At 57.5% G+C, this 23,147-nt stretch carries 15 protein-coding genes; 4 read left to right on the top strand and 11 right to left on the bottom strand.

All coding sequences use genetic code 11. The features are described 5' to 3' along the window. Window positions 1-36: 36 nt before the first annotated feature. The 10 genes from D8U18_RS10000 to D8U18_RS09950 all read right to left on the bottom strand — a co-directional run bounded on the left by D8U18_RS10000 (window position 37) and on the right by D8U18_RS09950 (window position 19,821). Window positions 37-1,047 carry a GlxA family transcriptional regulator gene (locus D8U18_RS10000; RefSeq protein ID WP_131107543.1) on the bottom strand — a complete coding sequence of 337 codons (1,011 nt, stop codon included), beginning with the start codon at window positions 1,045-1,047 and terminating at the stop codon, window positions 37-39. A gap of 631 nt (window positions 1,048-1,678) precedes the next feature. Continuing rightward, on the bottom strand, window positions 1,679-1,984 hold the full coding sequence (locus D8U18_RS09995; protein ID WP_131107542.1) for a hypothetical protein: 306 nt from the start codon (window positions 1,982-1,984) through the stop codon (window positions 1,679-1,681). Between the two features lie 126 nt (window positions 1,985-2,110). Further along, complete coding sequence (locus tag D8U18_RS09985; RefSeq protein ID WP_131107541.1) at window positions 2,111-2,812, bottom strand: transposase; 702 nt, start codon at window positions 2,810-2,812, stop codon at window positions 2,111-2,113. A 364-nt stretch (window positions 2,813-3,176) separates the two neighbouring features. Next, a complete protein-coding gene (locus tag D8U18_RS09980) occupies window positions 3,177-3,878 on the bottom strand; it encodes a transposase (RefSeq protein WP_131107540.1) in 702 nt (233 codons plus the stop codon). Between the two features lie 123 nt (window positions 3,879-4,001). Next, on the bottom strand, window positions 4,002-4,376 hold the full coding sequence (locus D8U18_RS09975) for a barstar family protein (RefSeq protein WP_131107539.1): 375 nt from the start codon (window positions 4,374-4,376) through the stop codon (window positions 4,002-4,004). Window positions 4,377-4,390: 14 nt separating this feature from the next. After that, a complete protein-coding gene (locus D8U18_RS09970; protein WP_177435011.1) occupies window positions 4,391-15,244 on the bottom strand; it encodes a ribonuclease domain-containing protein in 10,854 nt (3,617 codons plus the stop codon). A 24-nt stretch (window positions 15,245-15,268) separates the two neighbouring features. Next, window positions 15,269-16,975: a ShlB/FhaC/HecB family hemolysin secretion/activation protein gene (locus D8U18_RS09965; RefSeq protein ID WP_131107538.1), complete on the bottom strand. Its 1,707-nt coding sequence runs from the start codon at window positions 16,973-16,975 to the stop codon at window positions 15,269-15,271. 335 nt (window positions 16,976-17,310) lie between these two features. Then, a complete protein-coding gene (locus tag D8U18_RS09960; protein ID WP_131107537.1) occupies window positions 17,311-17,940 on the bottom strand; it encodes a PQQ-binding-like beta-propeller repeat protein in 630 nt (209 codons plus the stop codon). Window positions 17,941-17,975: 35 nt separating this feature from the next. Further along, entirely contained in the window at window positions 17,976-19,196 is a 1,221-nt protein-coding gene (locus D8U18_RS09955; protein ID WP_131107536.1) for a helix-turn-helix domain-containing protein, read from the bottom strand. Window positions 19,197-19,266: 70 nt separating this feature from the next. After that, window positions 19,267-19,821, bottom strand: coding sequence for a MarR family transcriptional regulator (locus D8U18_RS09950; RefSeq protein ID WP_131107535.1), 555 nt, complete (start codon window positions 19,819-19,821; stop codon window positions 19,267-19,269). Between the two features lie 127 nt (window positions 19,822-19,948). Here D8U18_RS09950 and D8U18_RS09945 point away from each other — a divergent pair, with 127 nt between their 5' ends. From D8U18_RS09945 to D8U18_RS09935, 3 genes are read left to right on the top strand one after another with little or no spacing between them, the layout of a single operon-like run. Further along, the gene (locus D8U18_RS09945; protein WP_056853403.1) at window positions 19,949-20,689 is read left to right on the top strand and encodes a hypothetical protein; all 741 of its coding nucleotides are present in this window, start codon (window positions 19,949-19,951) and stop codon (window positions 20,687-20,689) included. After that, on the top strand, window positions 20,689-20,949 hold the full coding sequence (locus D8U18_RS09940; protein WP_056853402.1) for a DUF2024 family protein: 261 nt from the start codon (window positions 20,689-20,691) through the stop codon (window positions 20,947-20,949). The genes D8U18_RS09945 and D8U18_RS09940 overlap by 1 nt, the downstream gene beginning before the upstream one ends. A gap of 4 nt (window positions 20,950-20,953) precedes the next feature. Then, on the top strand, window positions 20,954-21,232 hold the full coding sequence (locus D8U18_RS09935) for a Rho-binding antiterminator (RefSeq protein WP_056853401.1): 279 nt from the start codon (window positions 20,954-20,956) through the stop codon (window positions 21,230-21,232). 8 nt (window positions 21,233-21,240) lie between these two features. On the opposite strand, the gene D8U18_RS09930 is transcribed toward D8U18_RS09935, so the two are convergent. Next, a complete protein-coding gene (locus tag D8U18_RS09930) occupies window positions 21,241-21,990 on the bottom strand; it encodes an SDR family oxidoreductase (RefSeq protein ID WP_130930613.1) in 750 nt (249 codons plus the stop codon). 100 nt (window positions 21,991-22,090) lie between these two features. Here D8U18_RS09930 and D8U18_RS09925 point away from each other — a divergent pair, with 100 nt between their 5' ends. Continuing rightward, window positions 22,091-23,011, top strand: coding sequence for a LysR family transcriptional regulator (locus tag D8U18_RS09925; protein ID WP_131107534.1), 921 nt, complete (start codon window positions 22,091-22,093; stop codon window positions 23,009-23,011). The last annotated feature ends 136 nt before the right edge of the window (window positions 23,012-23,147 follow it).

Genomic DNA, 23,147 nt, shown 5'->3' with positions numbered 1-23,147 from the left:
TCGGCTCGCTGTGATTGCCGATCATTCATCGAGCCGTTACTTCACCAACCGGGTTTCCTTGGACGGTCGATAGCCGAAATAGGCGCTGTAGCATTTGCTGAAGTGGCTCGGTGAAACGAAGCCACAGGCGACGGAGACTTCGACGATGGTCAAGGTCGTGTGCTGCAGCAACCGGCGTGCCTCAGTGATGCGCAAGTCCATGTAATAGCGCTGCGGTGTCGTACCCAACTGCTCTTTGAACAGTCGCTCGATCTGCCGTCGGGAACGACCGGCATACAGACAAAGCGTCTCCATCTCCAAAGGCTCTTCCAGGTTGGCATCCATCAGGTTGACCACCTCGCGCAGCGGGCCGCTGACAGAGACATTGAGGCTGGGTTTGATGCGTCGATAGCGCGACGCTTCAAATGCCAGTATGTCTTCAATACCGTCGGTCAGCGCCTTGTCGTGCAAACCTCTGATCCATTCCAGCGCCATGTAGAACGCACCGTTGGGACTGGACGCCGTCAGACGATCGCGGTCCACCACATACGCTTCGCTGGTGACCTGGGTGAGTTTGGCGATTTCCGCCAGCGCGGGACGATGCTCCGGGTGGATCGCGCAGCGATAACCGTCCAGCAAACCGGCTCGACCGAGAAACCAGGCGCCATTCCAGATCCCTGCCAGCTTCACGCCTGCTTCGGCGGCCCCTTGCAAAAGACTGACCAGCACGTCGTCAGCCTGGAGCGCCGTTCGATACCCACCACAAATCACCAACAGATCGAGCTGCATAATCTGCCCATGATCGAGGCGCGCATCCGGACGGATCACCAACCCCAAATCGCTGATCACTTCGCCTTCAGTCAAACCGAAAGTCTTGGTGGAAAACAGCTCTGGCCGCAGCAGGTTTGCAGTGACAATCGTATCGAGTGCCTGGGTAAACGCGGGCAACGAAAAATGCTCCAGCAGCAAAAAACCTGCCCGGGCGCGAATTGAATGGCCTTCCTGTTCATTGAGGTAGCGAAGGTTCTTGCCCTTCATCGCACCGCTGAACTGACGTCGCTCTACCAACGCCCGCCTCGCTTCGTCGTGTGGTCGTACATGTGATTTAGCGCCTTGATGTCTATCACTCCTGCTCCGCAGCACAAACCGCACAGTTGCGCCTGCGCGGTGCGTGCATTGTTTACGCCAGTTGATAACTGCGAGCAAGTGGGAGGGTTCATCGGGAGAAATTTTGTTGGGGTCGATCAGGCAATCACAGAAATCCGAGGGTTTTCAATGAGGACATGGAGGATTGCAGGAAGCGGCTGAAGATGGGGGGATTTGGGAAGTCAGAAAATGGCTATCGCAAGGCGTTCGGACAGAGTGTCTGAACGCCTTTCCAGCAGATCAACCAAAAAGGGACAGGGCGTGAACCATCTGAGTGGCGACCGGCTGTTGTAACCGGGTCGTCTGCTAAATGAGCCCGTCGAGACTGGAGGTGCTTTTGCACGAGCCACAGATCTGCGACACGTTTTTGGACATTTGGCGGCACCAACGTTTCTCTGGAGCAGGGTTTCTCCTATAACTGAACCCGACTGGTTGAACCCGTCGTATCCGTTTCCTCATCGCGGGCTACGACCGAGTCGTGCCTGACACCCATGTGGATCAAGCGGTAGCGATACACCCAGCACCGTCCTGGCAGTCACCAACTTAACCACTCTTAACCTTCACGTCGCCTGAATACCCAAACCCCATCATCCAATATCGGCTCCGAGGCATCTAACCGAAAACATTTCACTGTCACCGTCCAGTCCTCTTCGTAATCAGCAAGCACCTCAGTTTCAACACAGGAGGCAGACTCAAAATCATCGTCATCAATTTCCCCATCGAAGTAGAATCTAACACTCAAAAACAATTCCGACACTGAAAAAACAACAGCACGAAGCTTTCCTGAAACTTCCCCTAGCAATGCTCTTTGAATACTTAGCCGGGCCATCACGATCGCATTATCAAGAGAGCACATCATTCAAGGCCTCGCTGGCACAATATGGATACCATCCTTAGAGTAGTGAATTATTCCATTCGCTGTAGGTGTTGCCACGCCCGGACAAAAAAGGACAAAAAAGGGACAAAGACAAAAAAGGGGACAGATTTATTTTCCTAGTCCGCTCCTTGGTCGGCCTCGCCCACGCTGCTCTACCCGCTGCCCCACAATCCGCTCCACCTCGTCCACGAAACGGCATGTCCCCGTCAGTTGACCACGCTGCAAGGCGTCCCGAATCAATCTGGTCTCCTCCTCAGAAGTAGCTTGCTGCATGACCCGCTCGTATTGATGGCGCCGCTCCATCGCCGTGTCACCCAAAGCCGTGAAGCATGGGTCGAAATCCAGCCAAAGGTCATCAGGCCTGTCACTGATTCGGGCTCCATAGCTGGACCATGGATAATCCGCCGCATCGGCCACCATGCGAGCACGTACTGGATTTAATTCAATGTAACGACAACAAGCAAGCAGGTAGGAATCTGACTGCACCACACTGGATTTGTATCGGCTCTCCCACAGAGTGCCTGAACGCCCTTCCAGTCGATTGCGATAGCGCGTCGCACGCGCTGCCAAGGCTTTCATCAACTGCCCCAGCCCAGCAGCCGAGTCACCCGGAGCCAGCAACAAATGAACGTGGTTGGTCATCAAACAGTAAGCGTAGACCTTTACACCCCATGCATCTTTGAGTTCACGTAAATCTGTCAGGTAGCGCTGATAATCCTCGGCGACGGCAAATACCACCTGGCGGTTATGACCGCGTTGCACAACGTGGTGCGGATAGTTAGGTAATACGATACGTCCCATTCTGGGCATTTTTTACTTCTCCTTCCATGGAGGTTTTCAGCGTAGCAAAGGAGAAAAATGAAAAAAAATAAATCTGTCCCCGTTTTGCTCAAGACGAATTACATAGATCAAACTATCCACTCAACATCAAAGTCGGTTAGCTGAGATTGAAGTCCCATCTCATCTTCGAATCAGTAGTCGAATCCTTCAGTATTATTTTTTTTCAAGTAAAGATAATAGCCACCGGTGTCGCCGTCACGATCATCAGCAACAAATATTTTCCAGCCGGAGTATTCACCGCTTACAACTACCCCCTCTCGAAATACCGACATATTCACATCTTAGTCCACATAAGGAAAAAAGGAAAAAAGGGGACGGAAAAAAGGGGACAGATTTATTTTCCTAGTCCGCTCCTTGGTCGGCCTCGCCCACGCTGCTCTACCCGCTGCCCCACAATCCGCTCCACCTCGTCCACGAAACGGCATGTCCCCGTCAGTTGACCACGCTGCAAGGCGTCCCGAATCAATCTGGTCTCCTCCTCAGAAGTAGCTTGCTGCATGACCCGCTCGTATTGATGGCGCCGCTCCATCGCCGTGTCACCCAAAGCCGTGAAGCATGGGTCGAAATCCAGCCAAAGGTCATCAGGCCTGTCACTGATTCGGGCTCCATAGCTGGACCATGGATAATCCGCCGCATCGGCCACCATGCGAGCACGTACTGGATTTAATTCAATGTAACGACAACAAGCAAGCAGGTAGGAATCTGATTGCACCACACTGGATTTGTACCGACTCTCCCACAGAGTGCCTGTACGCCCTTCCAGTCGATTGCGATAGCGCGTCGCACGCGCTGCCAAGACCTTCATCAACTGCCCCAGTCCAGCAGCAGAGTCACCCGGAGCCAGCAACAGATGAACATGGTTGGTCATCAAACAGTAGGCGTAGACCTTTACGCCCCATGCATCTTTGAGTTCACGTAAATCCGTCAGATAGCGTTGATAATCCTCGGCGACGGCAAATACCACTTGGCGGTTATGACCGCGTTGCACCACGTGGTGCGGATAGTTGGGTAATACGATACGTCCCATTCTGGGCATCTTTCATCTCTCCTTCCTTGGAGGTTTTCAACATAGCAAAGGAGAAAAAATAAATCTGTCCCCTTTTTGAGTCCCCTTTTTGAGTCCCCTTTTTGCACTCTTTTGCACTCTTTTGCACTTGAACTAGCTCGTTAAAAGCGCCTCCACTGCAAGACGATCAGCTGCTCGGAAGAAAACCTCCAATTCATGCTCCCCATCCCCCGCCCAGTCAAGAACCGCGTCGCGCAACACTTCCAGATAAACCTTCAAGTCTTCTTCTGGCAAATTTGGAAGGGTTTTATGCACAAGAACCACCTTGTGGCATGGAATCCATCCAAGATCTCTCAAGCAGTCGTATAGAGCATCCCAATTGAATCCAAAATACCCTGGAAACCACAGCAGGTAATATAGTGCCTTCAACAACTCTCCCGAGAGAGAAATCTCCGGATCAATACGCACATAGAAGACTTCCGCAGCGTCGTATGAGGGCGTGACATCAAAAAACTTGAACGGCAACATTCTCACCCCCTAATTTATTTATTCATCGGAATAAATGTTTTGTAATGATCTGCCGTGTAGTACATCTCACCACCCTTCCCAACAACTATTCGTTGAGGCCCTGGCCCTGAAACACCAGAAGTTGGATGCACGTACTCAGTGTAGTAACCGGCAGGCTTTTTCGGCAAGTCCCCGGCACGATTCTGGAATATAGACCCATCGTTTCGATGGGGGAACGAACCACCTGATTTTATCCGTTCTAAGGTTGGGCCGAGATCAACAGTACCTTGCAAAACCTGCCCGCTTTTTTGATCAACAACCTTCACTCCATCAATGAAACGGGTTGGCTCTTTTACACCTTTGGTAGCCTCTTCCGCTAAAGCAGCGCCATATTTTTTCTCCAAAGCCTCCAAAATTTCTTTGCCTACGGGGCCAGCTATCGTAGCCGCTGCTTTACCCTTACCAGTTGGAGTTGGAAATAATATTTCAATACCGAGCCCGACAATTTGCTCCGTTAATGTCGGTTCAAAGAAAACTTCACGAAGCTCTCCAATATCGAACTGATTGAGAAATTCAACCGTCCGAGGGTTCAGCTTCGTAGAATCTTTTTCACCATTTGCAATTTTCTGCAGGTCAGCCAGTACATCTTCTGGTTGCAGGTCCATGAATTGATTTTGCTCATGAAGGATGGCAAAGCCTTTCTCTAAACGGACTGCCGCCTCTCGGTGAACTTGTTGATTATAGCGCTCGGCATTCCCCGCCACCCAGCTTGCAATGTTGGGATCGCCCCCTCCGATGGCACCAGCCAGCACACCGATAATCTGAGCGGTGCCTACCTTAAACTGATCATCCGTGGCGAAACGCGAATCCAGATATTTACCCAACGCCTCGATACTGATCGCATTCAGGCCTTCCACCGCCGCGCCGGCCAATGCACCGGTCTTGAAATCCCCGCCACTTGCCACCGCCAGCGCGCCGCCCAGGATTGAATGCATCAGTATTTTCTGAGCCGACCCGGGATCGACATTCAAATAATCAGCAAGATCTCCGACCTGTTTGTTGCCGAATGCGGCGGCCAGATCCAAACCTTCAGAGATCAAGGCAGAGGTCAAATTGTCTTCGAAACTGCCACCAATGATCGCGGTATTGATACTGCCCGCAACCAACGCATGGGATGTGCTGCGAAGTACGTTCTGGCTGACCGTGCTCCAGTCAAGCATGCTTGCCGAGTAACCTGGATTCAAGATCCCGTCGGCTTTCAGAATAAGTGCTCCGTTGGTATTCCAGCCGCTCACCATCCCGTCGAGACCATTTAACGCATAGCCGGTAGCAATCTGCGTGGCATACCCCTTGATCGCGTCCTTGCTAACCGTGGCTTTTAGACCCGCGCCCAAATCACCGCCGTTGTTTACCGTCCCCATGGTGAAGTTCGTGGCTATCGCCCCCGTCAATGGGCCGAGGAAAATACTCGCAACAATGGCAATAACCAGCGCTGACGCTGCCCCAAGTCCTGCATTGTCGTACTGCCAACTCTCGTGAATTTCCTTGACCAGCCTCCAGTCAACCTGACCATTGGCTTCAGCGTGTTTGATCCAGGCTAGCGCGGGTTCAGCCTTCACCATCGCGTCAATGGTTTCACTTACCGATTTCTCATCTATTTGCTTCAGATCAATCGAGATTTTGCCGGCGGCCTGTAGTGCCAACTTGCCCTGCGCTACCAACTCGCTTTGTCGTAAAGTTTCATCGGTATTACCCTTGCCTTTCGATGACGTCCAGAAAGCATCACCATCACTTTTGGTATGACTTTCATCATGCAGATCCTTCACCGCCTCAAAAGTAATACTCCCGCCACTCTCGAGCGTCAGATCACCACCACTGTTAAGCTTCGCCACCTGATACCGCTGATCCCCACCACTGACCAACGTCAGGTCGCCCCCCGTGGAGATCTCACTGCCGACATGCGTCACCTGGGTAACTTCATCCCGCCGACTTTCCTTCTGCCCAAAACTCCCCTTCTTCTTTTTCTCGTACAGCGAATAGTCCGTGTCTTGCGCCGCCAGCAACTCGATGTTGTTGCCCGCCACCAGATAAGCCTCGTCGCCCGCAGTAATGCGGCTGGAGATCAACGCCAGGTCATTACCGGCGCTCACCGCTACATCGCCGCCAGCCGTAATGGTGCTGGCAACCTGTTTGACGTGGTCTTCCTGGGCGGTGACCTTTTTGGACTTGTAGTAGGAATGGCTTTCGTCGGCGCCGGAGGCGATGGTGACGTCGCCTTGGGCGGCGAGGCCGATGTTGCGTTTGGCGTCCAGATCGCTGGCGATGAGGCTGAGGTCGCGGCCGGCGCTCAGGGTGATGTCGCGACCGGCGTCCACGCTGGAGCCTAACTGAGTCACCGAACTTTGCTGTCTGCCGCCAGAGTCGGCGCTTTGTTGCTCGGTGGAAGCGATGCTGATGTCGCGACCGGCCTGGATGTCGGTATCGCGGCCGCTAGTGATCACGCTGCCCTTGTTCAGCACGTCCCTGCCCGCGTTGATGGTCAGGTCGTTCGCCGCTTCGATACGTGCGGCGCTGTCCAGGTAGTCGCGTTGCTGGTTGTAGCCTTTGTTGGTGAAGTCGGAGCTGGTGACGCTGCGCTCGTTGATGACATCGCCTTTGACCGCCGTCAGGGTTACATCACGACCGGCGATGATGCCGCCGGCGGTGTTGAGGATGTTGTTCCCTGCCATCAGGTCGAGACGGTTTCCGGCTTCGATCAAGCCGCCGTTGGTCAGGTCTTGTACGGCGGACGCAGACAGGTTGTTGGTCGCGCGCAAAGTCCCGGCGTTGTTCAGATCCTGCCCTGCGATGAGCGTTACATCGCGCCCCTGAATCAACGCGCCATTGGGCGCCAGGCGGTTGTCGGCCTGGGCCAGGTACAACACCGGCACGAGAACCTTCTCGCCGTTCACCTCGTGCTCTTCGAGCCAGACGATGTCGTGGGTCAGGGCCGCGACTTGCTGGGCCGTCAGGGTCACGCCTACGGACAGGTTCAGTTCGTCCTTGCTGGCGATGGCGTTGTTCATCAGGTACTTGAACATGGCCTCGTCGGAGGTCTGGCCATCGATGTAGCGCTGGCCGGTACGCTCGACCACGGCCTGCTGGATCAACCGTTGTTCGAAGAAGCCGTCACCCAGGCGCTTGGCGCTGGTGTCCGGGTTGTAGCCGAGGTTGGCCAGCAGGTAATCGGAGCTCATGAACTGCTTGAGTTCGGTCAGTACCGGGTTGGTCTCGATCAGGTATTTGTGAGGGTTGCTGCGCACGCTGGTATCGGGCAGGCCCTGTACGCGCGGCGCATTGATCAGCGTGTTGCCCCGGTCGGGCAGTTGCACGCCATCGGCATTCACCTGCGCAGTTTTGTCGTTGAGGTTCAGGGACGGGTTACCGGCCAATGCCAGCTCACGGTCTCTGACCGACACCGGGTCGTTGTCGTCGAACTGCAACTCGGTGGCGTTCCTGACGGGCGCGGCATCCGAGCGCTGGGTCGCATCGCCGGAAAGGGAGGCGATGGTCCGAGGTGGGTTCGTTACGACGCCAGGATGGGTACCGTCTTTACCGCTCAGGCGGAACAATCCGTTGTCGCCCACCGGCAGGCTGAAGCCGGGCAAGGTCAGCGGGTTGACCTGTTGCTGGGCGAGATCCGGTGGAAGCTGGCTGTTGAGGTTGATGATCGTGGTTTTGCCAGTGCCGGTGGCCCCGGTGCCGGCATTGCGCGAAGTACCGGAGATGCCCGAACTGTAGGCGCGCTCAACACCGTTGGTGATCTTGTTGACGGCATTGATGGTGACGTTGCCGGCGGCCTGGATGATTGCCGATGCAAATCCGGATGGGTCAGAAGCGATGATTTTTTCGCTGAAGACGGCGTTTTTTATGAAGTCGGGGGCGTCGGTTCTGACACCGCTCGCGTACAGGGAGTCGCCAAAATCGACGGCATATGACTGTTTGTACAAACCAAGCAAGACAGGACCAAAACGCTGGAACCAGTTATCTTGCTCCCCCTTGGCCCCGTATCGAACGACCTGCGTAGTGACCCGTGACTCAACTTCATTGGCGTTCCAGAAACGCAGGTCCCGATTGTAATCAGCGTCGTTGTACATGTTGTACGCGACGATCTGACTCCATTGATCAAGATTTTGCCCACCCGTGACGTACTTACGGGAAACATAGTCCCCCGTGGCAGTCCCGGAGTTCTCGAAACTGGCGACATTGATGGTGATGTTTCCGGAAGCCGCGACTGAAGAGTTCGAGTTCAGGAATGAACCTCCAGTCACGTCAAAATTGCTACCCGACGTGATGGAAGCCGCCTTGGAACTTTCCCCTTCCAGAATGCTGACTCTGAACTTCTGCTCCCAGACCAGGTGGGAAGCAATCGGATGTGAATCCATCTCAGCCCAGCTGAAAGGAAGCTCATCACACTCATAACAACGAACCCCAATATCCGCCGAATACATCTGCGCAACAGTCTTGAACTGATCCCTGCGATTGACAATCGAATCAGACCGAATCGAGAAGTTGCCAACGCTCTCCATCGTCCCGGAAAGGTTCTCCACCAACCCCGCCCGGCTACCCGCATCATCCCGGGCAATATCAATAGCGCCCAGGCTGTAAACATCGGAATTCCTGTTACTGAAGCTACCCACCCGAAGCTTCATATCGCCGCCACTGAACAGGAAACCACCTTGATCGTTCAGCAATGACGATGCGCTGAGCTTCAAACCCGTCCCGCCCGCCAACGTGCCATAGTTGTTAACGGCACCGGCATTGAGATTCAGGTTGTTGCTCGCGCTCAGGCGCCCAAAGTTGTTCAGTACCGACAACCCGCCACGAGCGCCCACGCTCGTGTTGCCACCGCCGGCAATGCTAGCGGCGCTGTTGAGGGTGATGCTGGACGCGTCGACCTGCATGTCGCCGAGACTGCTCATGCGGCCACTGCCGCCATAGCCGCCGCTCAACTGGATATCGAGGCTGCCATCACTGGCGATCAATCCGTCGTTGTTCCAGTTCACACCCCGCCCTACAAGCTGGTTCGACGCGAGCAACTGGCCGCTGGCGGTCTGGTTGAAGTTGTTGACGTTCACCGTCAGACGACCCGCCTGAATCACGCTGCTGTTGGTCCAGCTGTTGGCGTTCAGGTTCAGGTCACCGCGAGTGATCAGAGCGCCGCCAGCGTTCATGACGTTGGCGGTCGAGATGTCGAACAGGCCGGTGCCAACATGGGTTACAGAGCCGCCGGCATTGAGCAGGCCAGGCGTCGCAATTGTCAGTTGCTGATTGGCGGTTTCCACCAGCCCATTGCGGTTATCGAACTGACTGCCGATCTGGAAGTCGGTTTTGCCGCTGGTGCCCAATGCCCGCAGTTTGCCGCCCTGATTGTCGAGGTTGGCGGCACGCACGGCCAGGGTGTCGGCGCTTTCGACCAGGCCGCCACGGTTGGCAAGATTGCCGCTCAGCCCCAGATCGATGCCGTTGCCGCTGACCTGTCCGGCGTTATTGTTCATCGAGCCGCCGACGACGGCGACCTGACCTTTGGCGAAGATCCCGCCGTTGCTGTTGTCGACTGTGTTGCCGCCCGCGTTGAGCAGAATGTCGCCGGTGTTGGCGGCTATGCGTCCCCCGTCACTGTAGATCCCGCCCAGCGCTCGCAAGTCGAGCCGGCTGCCTTCTAGCTTGCCGCCCTGGCCGTTGCGCAAAACACCGTCAAGGCGGGCTTGCACCAGTCCCTTAAGGCTCGACAGCATGCCGCCACGATTGTCGAGGCTGGCCGCATTGATATTAAGATCGCCGGTCTGGGCGATGAGTTTGCCGCCCTGGTTATCAATCGCGCCGTTGCCCGCCTCGACACTCAGCAAGCCCCAGCTTTGCACGGCGCCGCTGGCGTTGTTCAGCGCGGCGGCCGTTATGGAAACCCCGGCATCACGACTGGAAATCAAACCATCGACGTCGTTGTAAACAGTGCCGTCTGCGGTGAGATCCAACTGCCCACTGGCCGACAGGGTGCCGCCCTGACCATTGTTCAGGTCGCCGGAAGTCAACAGGCTCAACAGGGACTGGCTGATCAGTTGGCCGCCTCGGTTATCGACGCTACTCGCCCTCTTGACCAATAGCGGACCGCGGCTGCCAAGTGCACCGTTGATGTTGGTCAGGGCACCCAGCAAATCGAGGGTTACGCTGTCCTCGCCGACCAGGCTGCCACCGGTGTTGTCCAGTTGCGTACCGGTGAAGGACATCGCCTTTTTGGCAGTAATCTGGCCAGCTGCGTTGTTCAGCGTCGCCGCATGGATATCCAGCGTGTCGCTGCTTTCGATCAGGCCACCTGAGGTGTTGGTGATGGTGCCGTTGGAGATCGTCAGCGTCTGCTTGCCGCCGCTGGTGACAATGCCGTTGCTGTTATCGAGGCTGGCCGCCTTGATGCTCAGCTCGCCCTTGCCGGCCAACCCGCCTTTGGTGTGGTTGACCAGCGCGCCACTCAGATCGATGCCCAGGTTACCCAACAAACTGGAGATCGTGCCTTCCTGGCTGTTGTCGAGCGTGCCGCCGGAGACCGTTACGCCATTCCAACCGGACACCAGACCGCCCTGGTTTTTCACTTCGGCGGCGGTGAGCTGCAATTGATCGTTGCTGATCAGATTGCCGCCACGGTTGTCCAGAATGTTGCCGGTCAGGCTGAAGCTGGTGAGGCTGGAAATTTCGCCATTGCGGTTATCCAGGTCACGCAGGTGGGTGATGCTCAACTCACCTTTGGTATTGATCAAGCCTTGCTGGTTGTTCAGGTCCCCCAGTGTCACGCCCAGATCAATGGCGATGCCGGAACCACCGAGCAGCGTACCGCCCTGATTGTCCAGGCCGTTGCTGTTGAGGTTCAGTTGCGCGGCCTTGATGATGCCGTTGTCCCGATTGGTCAACAGATCATCGAGGGTCACATCGAGATCGCCATCACTGAGCAGGACACCGCCACTGTTATCCAGGCTCGACGCGCGGACCTGCAACGCGGCTGCGGCAATCTTGCCTTTGATCGAGGTCAGTGCGTTTTCGATTTGCAGGGTCAGCTTCTGGTTGCTCAGCAACTGACCTGCGCTGTTGTCCAGTTGATCAGCAATCAGCTCAAACCCCAGCTCGCTGGAGATTTCCCCGCCGCGGTTGTTCACGTCAGCCAGGTTTTTCAGCAGCAGTTGACCCGGGGCACTGATGAAGCCCTCTTGGTTGTTGAGCGTTCCACCATTCAGATCCAAGCTCAGATCGCCTTTGCTGAACAGCTTGCCGCCCTGCTGATCAAGGCCACTGACATCGGCCAGCAACAAAGTACCTGCACCGAGGCTGCCACTGGTGTTGGTCAGCTGCCCGGCTTTGAGACTCAACTGACCGGCAGAGTAAATGCTCGCCTGGCTGTTGTTGAGTACTCCCGTGGTGATGCTCAGGTCGCCCTTGCTGCTGAGTACACCCTTTGCCTGGTTATCCAGCGCGCTGCTGTCGAGAGTGAGTGTCGAGTCGGTCAGCAGTTTGCCGCCCTGGTTGCTGACATCTCCCCGCGTATTGATAACCAGCGCTTTGGCACTGGAGACCGTGCCGGCGTCGTTGTCGAGGCGTTCAGCGCCGATGACCAATGCACCTTCGCTGACGAGACTGCCCTTTTGGTTGTCCAGATCCGCCGAAAGCGTGATCGCCAGATCGTTTTGTGTGACCAGGCGGCCGCTGTTTTCCAGGCTATCCCCGGTTAGCGCGAGGCCGGCGTCGCCGGATATCAGGCCGTTGTTGCGGTTGATCACCTGTCCCACACTCAGCGCGAGATTGCCACCGGCGAGAATGAAGCCGCTGTCGCTGTTGTCGAGGTAATCACCGATGAGGTTCACATCGATCTCGCTCGACAGTTCGCCATTGCGGTTGTCGAGGCGGTCGACCGTCAGATTCAGCGCCTGCATGGCACCGACCAGACCTTCGTCGCGGTTGTCCAACCGCGTGGCCTTGATGAACAGCTCATCATCGGCAATGACAATCCCGCCCCGATTGTCGAAGTCGTCGGTTACGCGCAGATCGGCACCGCCCCGAACGCGAATATCGCCATCGGCGTTGTTCAGGCTGGCGCTGCGACTGTCCAGGCTGGCGGCAGCGATCAAGCCTCTGATGTTGCTCAGTGCCCGGTCGATGACAAAACTGAGCTTTTCATTGCTGAGCAGTTTGCCGCCATCGTTGTTCAGGCTTCGCGCATTCAGGCTCCAGGCCTTGGCACCGGAAATTTCACCCGCGCTGTTGTTCACCTCGTTTAGGTTTTTCAGGAGCAACTGACCCGGCGTATGAATGCTGCCGCGCTGGTTATTCAGCAGGCCATTGTTCATGTCCAGGCTGAGGTCGTTGTTGCTGAACAGTTCGCCACCATCCTGCTCAAGCGACGCGAGGGAAAGATCAAACTGCTGCTGGCTGCCGATTTGCCCGGCGGAGTTATTCAGGTGCCCGGCCGTGACGTTCAGGGCACCATCGGTCGCCAGACTGCCGCCGCTGCTATTGTTGAAATCGCCGGTGACCAGCGTCGAATCAGCCTTGGCGCTGATGACGCCGTTAACGCTGTTGTCGAGGCTGCCACTTCCCAGTGCCAGACCTTTTTGTGTGGCGATCAGGCCGCCCTGATTCAAAGCGGCGCCAACAGTGGTCAACGCCATGTCTTCGAGACTCGACAGTTTGCCCAAACGGTTGTCGAGGCTGCCGGTGTTCAGGGTCAACTGGCCTTCGCTGTTGATCAGGCCCTGCTGATTGTTCACCACCCCATCGAAAGCAAAGTCAAGGCTGCCTTGACTGACGATCTTGCCGCCAAGGTTGCTCAGGCCGATACCGGTGAGCGTGCTTGCCCCTTTGCTGAAGATCAGGCCGGACGTGTCATTGATGATTTGGTCGACTTTCAGGCTCAACATGGTGTCCGACAACACCTTGCCACTAGTACTGTTGTCCAGCCTTGCACCTTTGACCAGCAGCCCCGATTGGCTGGAGAGTGACCCGCCACGGTTATCGATCTGCCCGACGTTCAGGGTCAGTGTTTTGAGCGACGCGACGAGGCCATTCTGGCGGTTATCCAGTACGTTGCCGGTCAGCAACAGATTGCCTTCGGCCACTAACTCGCCAGCCGATTGATTCAGGGTGGCGATGTTCGCCTCGATATCGCCCTTGCCGGAAATACGCCCCGCAATGTTTGCGACTTCATTGGCCGTGAGGTTCATCTTTCCCGCAGCAGTGATCAGGCCGCCGTTGCGGTTGTCGAGATTTTGCGCACGCACATTCAACGATTGCTTGGAAGCAATCTTCCCCGCGCTGTTGTTGAGAGTGCCGAGGGCTGTGATGTCGAGCAAACGGCCCGCCATCATCAGGCCGGCGACGTTATCCAGCGACGTCACCGTCAGTACGGTATCCAACTGGCTGGTCAGTTCGCCGTTACTGTTGACCAGTCGCCCGATGTTGCCCGTGAGATTGCCGGCGCTGTTGATCACGCCACGGGCGTTCAACACCTGACCGGCCGTCAGATTCAGGTTGGTGTTGCCCAGCAATCGACCATTGTTCTGGTTGTCCAGGGTGCCGGCGCTGATCGTCGTGTTTTTTCCACTGAGGGTGCCACCCTGATTGCTCAAGGTCTGCGCAGTCGTCACCGTCAGATTACGACTGGCAATCACGCTTTTACCGCTGTTGTTCAGCGTCTGCGCGCTGAGGCTGACATCACCATTGCCATTGCGACTGTTATCGGAATTGACCCCGGCCTCGATGACTCCGTTGCTGGTCAGCACACCACCGGCACTCAGGCTGATACTGTCCCGAGCAGCAACGCTTTGCTGCACGGCCAGATTGCCCTGAGTCTGCACATTGACGGCGTTACCGTAGACCGGCCCCTGGGCGTCCAGGCTGGCGGCTCTTACATTGACCGCGTTCGTGGCAGCAGTCTGCGCCAGGCTCAGATGCCCATTGGCATCGATCTGAATATCACCGCCACTGGCCGCCAGGTTGCCGGCCAGTTTCACCCCGACACCGGCCTCGGTGCCCACCAACTTGATCGCCCCGGCGTACATACCGCCCAGCGCCGACGAATCGATGGCCAGTTGCGGCTTGGCACTGCCGTCATCGGCGCGGGCTGTGGTGTTGAGGCTGTCGGCGTTGACGTCGTTGCGACCAGCGACAATCGTCAGGTTCTTCGCCTGAATCTCGGCGTTGATTTTTGCGCTGCGGGTGATGATTTCGAAGCGGTCGACGTTGTTGGCGTTCAGCCCGGCACCGTCGATGGAAATGCTGCCCTGATCGACTTGGAAACGATCCAGGCGACCGCTGCCATCGAGTACCGGTTTGCCGGTGGTTAACGTCACACGCGGGGTGTTGATGAAACCGCAACCGTTGCAGCTGATGCCATACGGGTTGGCGACGATCACCCGTGCCGACTGCCCCGCCACCTCGGTGTAACCGCGCAACCGGCTGGGACTGCCGCCCACCACTTCGTTGAGGATGGTTTGCGCCGAGCCGCTGCTTTTCAGGTTGGGGTTGCCAATGATGATCCCGCCCAACTGCGTGCTCGAAGTCTGAGTCGAACCGTTGTTGAGGATGACGCCTTGAGCACCGACGTTGTAGTCGACGAACTGGTTATGCGACAGACCGCTGCCATTGGGCGTGGCGATGTTGACGATCGGCACGCCATTGCCCGCCTGACCAAGACTGGTGCCGGGATTGGCCACCACGATGCCGTCGGCCTGCGCCCAAATCGGTTGCCAGAACATGACGTTGGCCAACAGAAACGCCAGACCGCGCTTGGGCATGCCCCAGAATCGATCACGGGATTTCACCCGGGCGGACGATTGACGAGCTAGGAAAGCGTATTGGCGAACGTCCATGTGCATGTTCTCGAAGTACGGCAGTTAGAGGAAAAAATCCATGCGGAAGTAAATCGGTGCTTCGCGCTCGGGCAGCGCATCCGGTCGTTCCAGGGAGTGGGCAAAGGTCACGCTTGCAGCGAAATGCTGGCCACGGGCGAACAGCTCCAGCGAATTGCTCGACAGGCGTCCGTGCTGATCGCCGTTGTAGCGATCACCTCTAATAACCCCTTGGTCGTAGCCAAGTCCGGCGCCGTATTCGGCGAACGCCGGGCGTAGCCAGTCGGCGCTGACCGGGCGAGTCCAACGCAGGTCGTTGCGCCAGTAACCTCCGCTGTCACCGGACAGGGATTGATCCTTGTAGCCACGGATCGACGACAGCCCGCCGAGACTGGTGCGCTGTGGGCTGAACAAAATGTCTTCGCTGCGTTGTCCAGTCATCAGGCTGGTGAAGCTGAAAGACTCGCCCCACAACTTGAACGGCTGCAGGTAGGTCGTGGTGGCGGTGTATTTGCGGTAGCGTGCGTTTGGTTGGCCCGGCCCCGGATGGCCGTTCCCTTGCGCATCGAAAGCGCCGATGCCTTGTTGCAGACCCAGGTCCAGGTTGACGAACGCGCTGCCCACCCGCCGTCCGTGATTGATGCCGTACTGCATTTCGCTGATTCGGTTGCTGCTCAGCTTAAGTTTGCTGTCCTCGATGAAATTGTTAGTGCGCAGGTATGAAAGGCCGGCATTGAGCGAAGTCTTGCTCACGGCATCGCGGTGGATCACCCGCTCGGCGCGCAGCTGATGGTTCTGGCTGTCGCCGGTCTGCTTGAAGTTGTAGCCGTTGGCAGCGATCTGCGAGCGGTACTCGCTCTGGCTGTAGGTGTAACTGAAGTTCCACCAGCCCCAGGGCAGGTTGTAATTGAGCAGCGCGTTGTTGGAGGTGTGCTGGTGGTCGGTCATCGCGTCGTGACCGCCGCGCAACATCAACTGATCGGCCAGACCCAGCGGGCTGTCCCAATCGAACGTCGTGCCCCACTGCTGTTCGCCCGTGCTGCGCTGGCCGTCGTTGCTGCGCGAAAGCCCGACGCGCCAGGGCTTCTGCGCGGTGTTGGTGACCAGCACGTCGCTCCCGCCGACGTTCTTGCCGGGGGCCAGCTCCATTTTTGCCTGATTGGAGGGCAGGCGATTGAGCTGATCGACCAGTTGCTCGATCTCGCGCAAGTTAACCAACGCACCGGTCTTGCCAGGAAACGCCATGGCCAATTCACGCTCGGACACGCCGCTTTCGGGCGCACTTTTCAGGCTTTCGAGCCGGCCTTCCACCACCAATACCTTCAGGTGCCCGCCAGACAAGTCCTGTTGCGGCAGGTAGGCACGACTGGTGACCAAGCCTTTTTCAATGTAGCGATCGGTGATGACCTTAAGCAGTTCATTGAGCTGCGCAACGCCCAGGCATTGACCGATGTAGGGCTTGAGCAGTTGCGTTTTTTCGTCGGCCGAAAGGCTGTCGGCACCTTTGAGTTCGATGTCCTTGATGAGGAAACAACGGGTATCGACAGGAGCCGTCGGTTGCGCGGGCTTGACTTCTTTGCCGGGCAATTCCTTGAGCTCTTCCAGGCGCCGGCGCTGTTCTTCGAGCAAGCGATCCTGGCGTTCGCGAATCAGGTCAGTATCTCCCGGCGTGGGCGCAGCGTGAGCAAGACGCAGTGGAGAAAGGCACAGCAAAGCCAGGCACAACCTCGCCGCGAAGGCGGGTGAGAACATGTCGATCCCTCGAAAACAAAAGTAATATCAAAATAGTGGCGCGATATTAGTTAGCCATTATTTCGGCGTCAATTAATGACTCAGTTCAAAAACGTTAACGGATGAGCTGCAGGGCTAAAACCGGAGGCTTCCGAGGCGTCAGCGAGAAACGTCTTGATCGATTGCAGGAAGAAAGCGCGGGACGTAGGAAAGGTCTGAGGACGGTGGGATTTGCGAGGTGCTGGCCTGATTCAGAAGCAGAGAGTTGGCGCAGTGGATGTCGATCGTCACCGCAACGCTGGATTCCTATGAGTCAGCGAACCGACATCCACAAACAATTTAACGCCGGGATTTCATCAAGGACGACGAATCGCCCTCACCCGCCCGCTGCTGCCGCCACCGCAGAAAAACCGTTCACTGCCGTCGTACTCAAGACCGGACACGCCTACGCCCTCCGGCATCTTCAGGCTCTCAAGCACTTCGCCCGTGTTCGTGTCGATGTGCCGCAGTTCGCTTTCTTCGGCTTCCCATGTGCCATGCCACAGCGCGTCTTCAACGAAGGTCACACCCGTGACAAAGCGGTTGGATTCGAGGGTGCGCAGGATCTTGCCGTTCTCGGGATCGATCTGGTGGATTTTGCGTTCGCGATATTGCCCCACCCACAGCGAGCCTTCCGCCCAGGTCATCCCGGAGTCGTTGCCACCACCGGGGGCCGGGATGGTGGAGAGCACGCGACCGGTTTGCGGGTCGACTTTCTGGATACGGTCATCGGCGATCTGGAACAAGTGCTTGCCATCGAATGCGGTGCCGGCGTGGGCGGCGACATCCAGCGAACGCACCGTTGCGCCGCTTGAAGGGTCGAGTGCGATGAGTTTACCGGTAGTGGCAAACCACACCTGCTGACCATCCCAGGTCACGCCATGTACATCGTCTACACCTTCAAAAGGTCCGTATTCACGAATGATTTCTGCGGCTGACTGTTTCATTTCGGTGTTCCTCGAAAGGTTTGGTGGCGTTCATCCTAGCCACCGCCCAGCGGAACCGGGAGTAACAAGGTCGTCGCGAAACCGGGCACTGGTGGCGTCATCCAGCGCCGCCCGCGCCCATGCCCGAACGACTGAACCTTGCCCTGTGCTGCCAGTGTTTCGAGAACTCGTTGCACGCTGCGCTGGCTGTTGCCCAGCGCCAGGGCAAGTGCTGAACTCGACCACGCTTCGCCGTCGGCGAGCAGTGCAAACACCGCTGCGTGTTTTTCTTCGACCGGTGGCGTGAGCAGCACCACGTCAGGTGAAACCTGGGTGATCAATGCAAACCCGCGCTTGGTGGCGACCACGTTGGCCAAGGGTTTGAGCGCTGCACGCAAGCGGCCGATTTCCACCCTTAGCCGGGCGCGATGGGATTCATCGCTGAGCTTCAGGCGAAAGGCCCGGGCGATGAGCGTTTCCCGCGCAACATCTTCCGGCCAGGCTTCGGCCAATGTCCGTACGAGGTTGAACAGCACCGGACGTTTCGACAGGGACACCGACATGCCCGCACCGCGCACGACGAACCGGCAGGCATCGACCACCAGCGATGTCGAGGCCAGCAATGCTTCGACGTCATCGAGCAACAAGGGTCGCGCCTGACCATTACTGATCAAGTGTGCGGCGGGACTGTCGAGCAAGCGCAGCGCGCTGTCGACTTCTGCTATCAACGCGGGAATGTCGGATTGCTGCGCGGCGAACTTGGCCCGGGCCAACGCCGCACGCGCAGCTTGTGAGCGCAAGTGACGCATGGCGATGCCCGCCGCCACGAGCTCATGGGTGGCGTGCAAAGCGGGTGGCAATGTCGAAGGGTCAAGTTGCGCGAGGTTGTCCTGGGCGTCATCCAATTGGCCGATCAGCAACAGGCGGCGGATGTGCAGGTAGCGCGCATGGGCCGCGTTCACCCTGTCACCGTGAGCTTGCAGCGTGACCCGCGCCGCATCGAGGGCCTTCACTGGCCAGCCGAGGTCCCGCGAGGCCAATGCAATCTCGGCTTCGGCGACGATGCAACGCGCCCGAGCCAGCGCTTCCTTTGGCCCGAACGCCCGTATTGCCCGGCGCACCAGTGCCTTGGCCCGCACCAGATCACCCAGTTGCGCCATGGCGATTGCGCGCAACGCCAGCGCCGGTGCATCGTCACGCAACGCGACCCTGTCCAGCGCGCCCAGCGGATCCCCCGCTGCCAGCGCCTGGGCGGCGGCGGTGATCAGCGAGTCCATCGCAGTCGTGCCATGGGGTTCACTCCATTGTCGGCTAGTCGCTGTTGAGTCTATCTCAGACGATGGCACCTCATGCCGGATCGCGAATTTGATGCTCGCGGCAAATCAGATCCACTTCTGTGGATTCCAGTGGTTCCTGAGTCAGTCCGCAAAACGCTCCACCCGTCACTGTCTGATGAAAACGGCAGGTTCGGCACAGCCCGAAACTAGGGACATTTTCACCTTGCTGGATGTTGCGCAACAGCTCCAGCAGCAAGCTTTCCAGATCCACTGCCCGCGCACCCATGCGCTGGGCGGCATTGACCAGAAAATCCGGTGGCACCACGGCGTCCAGTAACGCCTGTGCCGGAGCCGTCAGTTTCAGGTGCACGCTGCGTTTGTCCCGGGCATCTGGCTGTTTGGTCAGCAGTCCTTTGCCTTCCAGAGCCTTGAGCGATTGCGACACCGTGCCTTTGGTCAGTCCCAGATATTCGGTCACCGCCAGCGGCGTGTCGGAGTAGCGGTTGCATCGGCCGAGGTACATCAAGGCGCTGAGCTGGATCGGCTGCAGGTCCGTCAGCAGGGGGTGCTCACGAAACCAGACCCGAGTCAGGCTCGACAACCTTTCCAGCAAATCAAAAAGCACGAGGAAATTCCTGATCAAAACCGTTGATAAATAGTATCGGATAAAAACCTTATTGACAAAATATCGGCTTGTCGTAGGATTTGTGGTGTCGATCCGAAACCTAATCTACTTCCAAACGGAGGCATACATGAAAACCGCTCTGGCACTCACCCTTGGCACGCTGCTGGCGACACAGGCTGTGGCCCATGACAAACAAGGCATCCAAAGCGACAAAGGCAAAGCCGATGCCGCGTTCGATCTGGTCAATACCCGGGTTTTCAAGGAAGGCAGCAATCTGGTGTTCGAACAATTGGTCGATGGCCAGGCCGGCAGTCGCGTGCCAACCGCCAAGGGTTCGTTTGCCGGGGCCGAGGTGTTCAGTTATGTCTGGCCTACCAGCCTCGACAGTTCCGTTGTCGGCTTTGAAGCGAAGTCCGGGATCCTGGCCCTGGCGCTGACCTCTCACCCGGATTTCGATGACACCCCGCAACTGGACGAAAACAAGGACGGCAAGAAGGATAACGACGGCGGCCTCTGGCACTCGCACTGGGTGGTGCTGAGCAAAGACGAAAGTTGTGGGCCTGGCGGTTTGAAAGTCCGCGACATTCCCAAGGATGCCAAACCGAAGTTACCTGCCACCTGGCCTGGCGCTCCGATCTACATCGACTCCCCCGGCTACGACCTGAGCGTCGAGAAAAACGCCGCGAAAATCCATGTGCCGTTGGCGGCAGTCGGCTTCCCCGAAAGTTTCAACTACGACGGCGTCACCGCTGCACTGAAAGTCAATGCCGACCTGCACAACCCATTGCTGTGCGTCAGCAGCGTCTATGACATTGCCTCGGGTGACCTGTCGTTGCCCGGCACCTGGAAACTCAAGGAGAGCAAATAATGAGCGTGAACGTATTCGATACCCACGTGCGCACCAAAGATGGCCGCTACCTGCACTTCGATGTGCTGATCGAGCGTAACGACGCCGAACTGGCAAAAACCTATGCCCGCCGCTTCCTTGATGAACAGGGCATACAGGACGAAGATATCGCCCAGGACCGCTGCCAGTTCTGTCACGTCGAACCGACCCATCCCGAAGTGGCAGCGGCGATCGGCAAGCAGGGTTACTTCATCCTCAAACTGCAAGGTTGCCAGGAGTAACGAAATGAACACCTACCAGCCCATGAACTGCGACCTGTACGACTATCTGGAAATCGCCTGCATGCGCGGTTACCGACTGGACATCGAATTGAAGGATGGCGCCCGCCTGGAAGCGAAGGCGCTGACTACGCGAACGTCCGCCGACAAGGAAGAATTCCTCGAGCTTGAAACGGCTGACGGCCAACAGGAAATCCGCTTGGATCAACTGTTGGCCATCACCCCGCTGGACGCCAACGCGCAGTTCGGCCGGGTGGTGTTTACCGATGCGGTTTGCACGTTCTGAGGCGGTTATCAGACCAGCGACATGCCGCCGTCGACATGCAATTGGATGCCGTTGACGAACGAACTGTCGCTGCAGGCCAGGTACAGCGCCGCTTGTGCGAGCTCGTCGGCCTCCCCCAGTCGACCGGCGGGAATCATGGCCGCCATCATTTGCTCGAAGCCGGGGCGGTCTTCTTCTGAAACGCCCAGCTTGCCGATGATCGCAGTATCGACCGGCCCCGGGCTGAGCACATTGACGCGTATGCGCCGCGCCCGCAGCTCCAGCGCCCAGCTGCGCGCAAAAGCGCCGATGGCCGCTTTGGAACCGGCATACACCGCATGCCCTTCGAGCACTTTCGTGGCCGCCAGGGAACTGGTCAGGATGATGCTGCCAGCGTCGCGCATCAGCGGCACGATCGACTGCACACCAAAGAACACGCCTCGGGTGTTGATATTGAATTGCGCGTCGAACTCCGCTGGAGTGACCTGCTGCGATGGCGTCAGGGTGATGACCCCGGCGTTGGCCATGTAGATATCCAGCGCACCGAAGCGCACCCGGACTTGCTCGGCGACCTCGGCATGGTGCTCGAGGCTGGCGACATCGCCCTTGATGCCAAAAGCGCCGTGACCGATGTGGCGCACGGCTTCGTCCAGCACTTCTTGTCGACGTGCGGTGATAATCACCTGCGCGCCCTCTTTGGCGAACAGGCACGCCGACGCCAGGCCTATGCCGCTGTTGCCGCCGGTGATCACTGCGACCTTTCCTTGAAGACGTTGCATCTACTGACTCCGATTGTTGAAGGAGCGCAGTATTATGTCGCTCGCCCCAGCGCCAACCAGTCCAGAAAAAGGCACATCAGTTGTGCTTCGGAGTCACAAGATGCCCAGCCTGTTGAACAAGTCGGCCAGCCTGATTGCCTTTGTCCGCGCGGTGGAAGCCGGTTCTTTCAGTGCTGCCGCACGCAACGCCGGGACCACGCCGTCGGCCATTTCCAAAAGCATCGCCCGACTGGAATCCGAACTGAATGCCAAGCTGTTTCGCCGCTCCACGCGGATGCTCAGCCTTACGCCCGAGGGGCAGGCATTTTTCGAGCGTGTGGCGCCGTTGTTGCAGGCCATCGATGACTGCGCCGATGCGTTGCGCCACACCGGGGGTGCGCGCGGTCATTTGCGGGTCAGCATGCCGAGTGACCTCGGACGATTGCTGATGCCGAGGATCAGCTCGGTGTTTCTCGCCGAGCACCCGGAGGTGGAACTGGACCTGACGTTGCTCGACCACCATGTCGATGTGATTCGTGAAGGTTATGACGTGATTTTCCGCGCCGGCAACCTGTCTGACAGCGATCTGAAAAGCCGTACCCTCGCCCAACTCGACATGGCGTTGGTGGCCTCACCGAAGTTCCTCGACGAATGGGGAACCCCGCACACCCTCGAAGAACTGCGCGCTCTGCCCTTCGTGCGCTATCAACTCAATGGTCGAACCCTGCCCATCATTTTTGAAAACGGTGAAACGTTGGTGCCCCGTGGCCGAATAGGTCTGGACTCGGGATTCGGCTTGCGTGCCGCCGCATTGGGAAACCTGGGCGTTGCGTATTTGATGAAATGCACGGTCCAGCAAGAGCTCGATCGCGGTGAGCTGATGCAGATCATGCCCGGCCATCGGTTGCCGTCGCTGGCCATCCATTCCCTGCATGCGTTTGGTGTACTGACACCGATCCGGATCAAGCTGTTTGCCGATTTTGTACAACAGGAACTGTATCGACTGGAAGGACAATCCATTTCAAGTCATACGATCTCTTGACTCATTGTTTGCGATCAATAGACGCTAAACTCCCTTCTCCAAAGCCTTCAACCTTGTTCATACAAGCCAAATGCGTTACAAACCCCTCTAGTTGTACGACAACATAATAAATATTCGCGCCTCATTTCTTTTGAGA

The organism is Pseudomonas sp. Sample_10 (assembly GCF_004321495.1).
Lineage (GTDB): Bacteria > Pseudomonadota > Gammaproteobacteria > Pseudomonadales > Pseudomonadaceae > Aquipseudomonas.
This window is presented reverse-complemented; position numbering and strand designations above follow the sequence as displayed.

Excerpts from the sequence above, each read along its gene's own strand:
- D8U18_RS09930 (WP_130930613.1), bottom strand. The coding sequence starts at position 21,990 with ATGCAACGTCTTCAAGGAAAGGTCGCAGTGATCACCGGCGGCAACAGC.
- D8U18_RS09980 (WP_131107540.1), bottom strand. The coding sequence starts at position 3,878 with ATGCCCAGAATGGGACGTATCGTATTACCCAACTATCCGCACCACGTG.
- D8U18_RS09960 (WP_131107537.1), bottom strand. The coding sequence starts at position 17,940 with ATGAAACAGTCAGCCGCAGAAATCATTCGTGAATACGGACCTTTTGAA.
- D8U18_RS09970 (WP_177435011.1), bottom strand. The coding sequence starts at position 15,244 with ATGGACGTTCGCCAATACGCTTTCCTAGCTCGTCAATCGTCCGCCCGG.
- D8U18_RS09945 (WP_056853403.1), top strand. The coding sequence starts at position 19,949 with ATGAAAACCGCTCTGGCACTCACCCTTGGCACGCTGCTGGCGACACAG.
- D8U18_RS09965 (WP_131107538.1), bottom strand. The coding sequence starts at position 16,975 with ATGTTCTCACCCGCCTTCGCGGCGAGGTTGTGCCTGGCTTTGCTGTGC.
- D8U18_RS09925 (WP_131107534.1), top strand. The coding sequence starts at position 22,091 with ATGCCCAGCCTGTTGAACAAGTCGGCCAGCCTGATTGCCTTTGTCCGC.
- D8U18_RS09995 (WP_131107542.1), bottom strand. The coding sequence starts at position 1,984 with ATGATGTGCTCTCTTGATAATGCGATCGTGATGGCCCGGCTAAGTATT.
- D8U18_RS09985 (WP_131107541.1), bottom strand. The coding sequence starts at position 2,812 with ATGCCCAGAATGGGACGTATCGTATTACCTAACTATCCGCACCACGTT.
- D8U18_RS09975 (WP_131107539.1), bottom strand. The coding sequence starts at position 4,376 with ATGTTGCCGTTCAAGTTTTTTGATGTCACGCCCTCATACGACGCTGCG.
- D8U18_RS09935 (WP_056853401.1), top strand. The coding sequence starts at position 20,954 with ATGAACACCTACCAGCCCATGAACTGCGACCTGTACGACTATCTGGAA.
- D8U18_RS09940 (WP_056853402.1), top strand. The coding sequence starts at position 20,689 with ATGAGCGTGAACGTATTCGATACCCACGTGCGCACCAAAGATGGCCGC.
- D8U18_RS09955 (WP_131107536.1), bottom strand. The coding sequence starts at position 19,196 with ATGGACTCGCTGATCACCGCCGCCGCCCAGGCGCTGGCAGCGGGGGAT.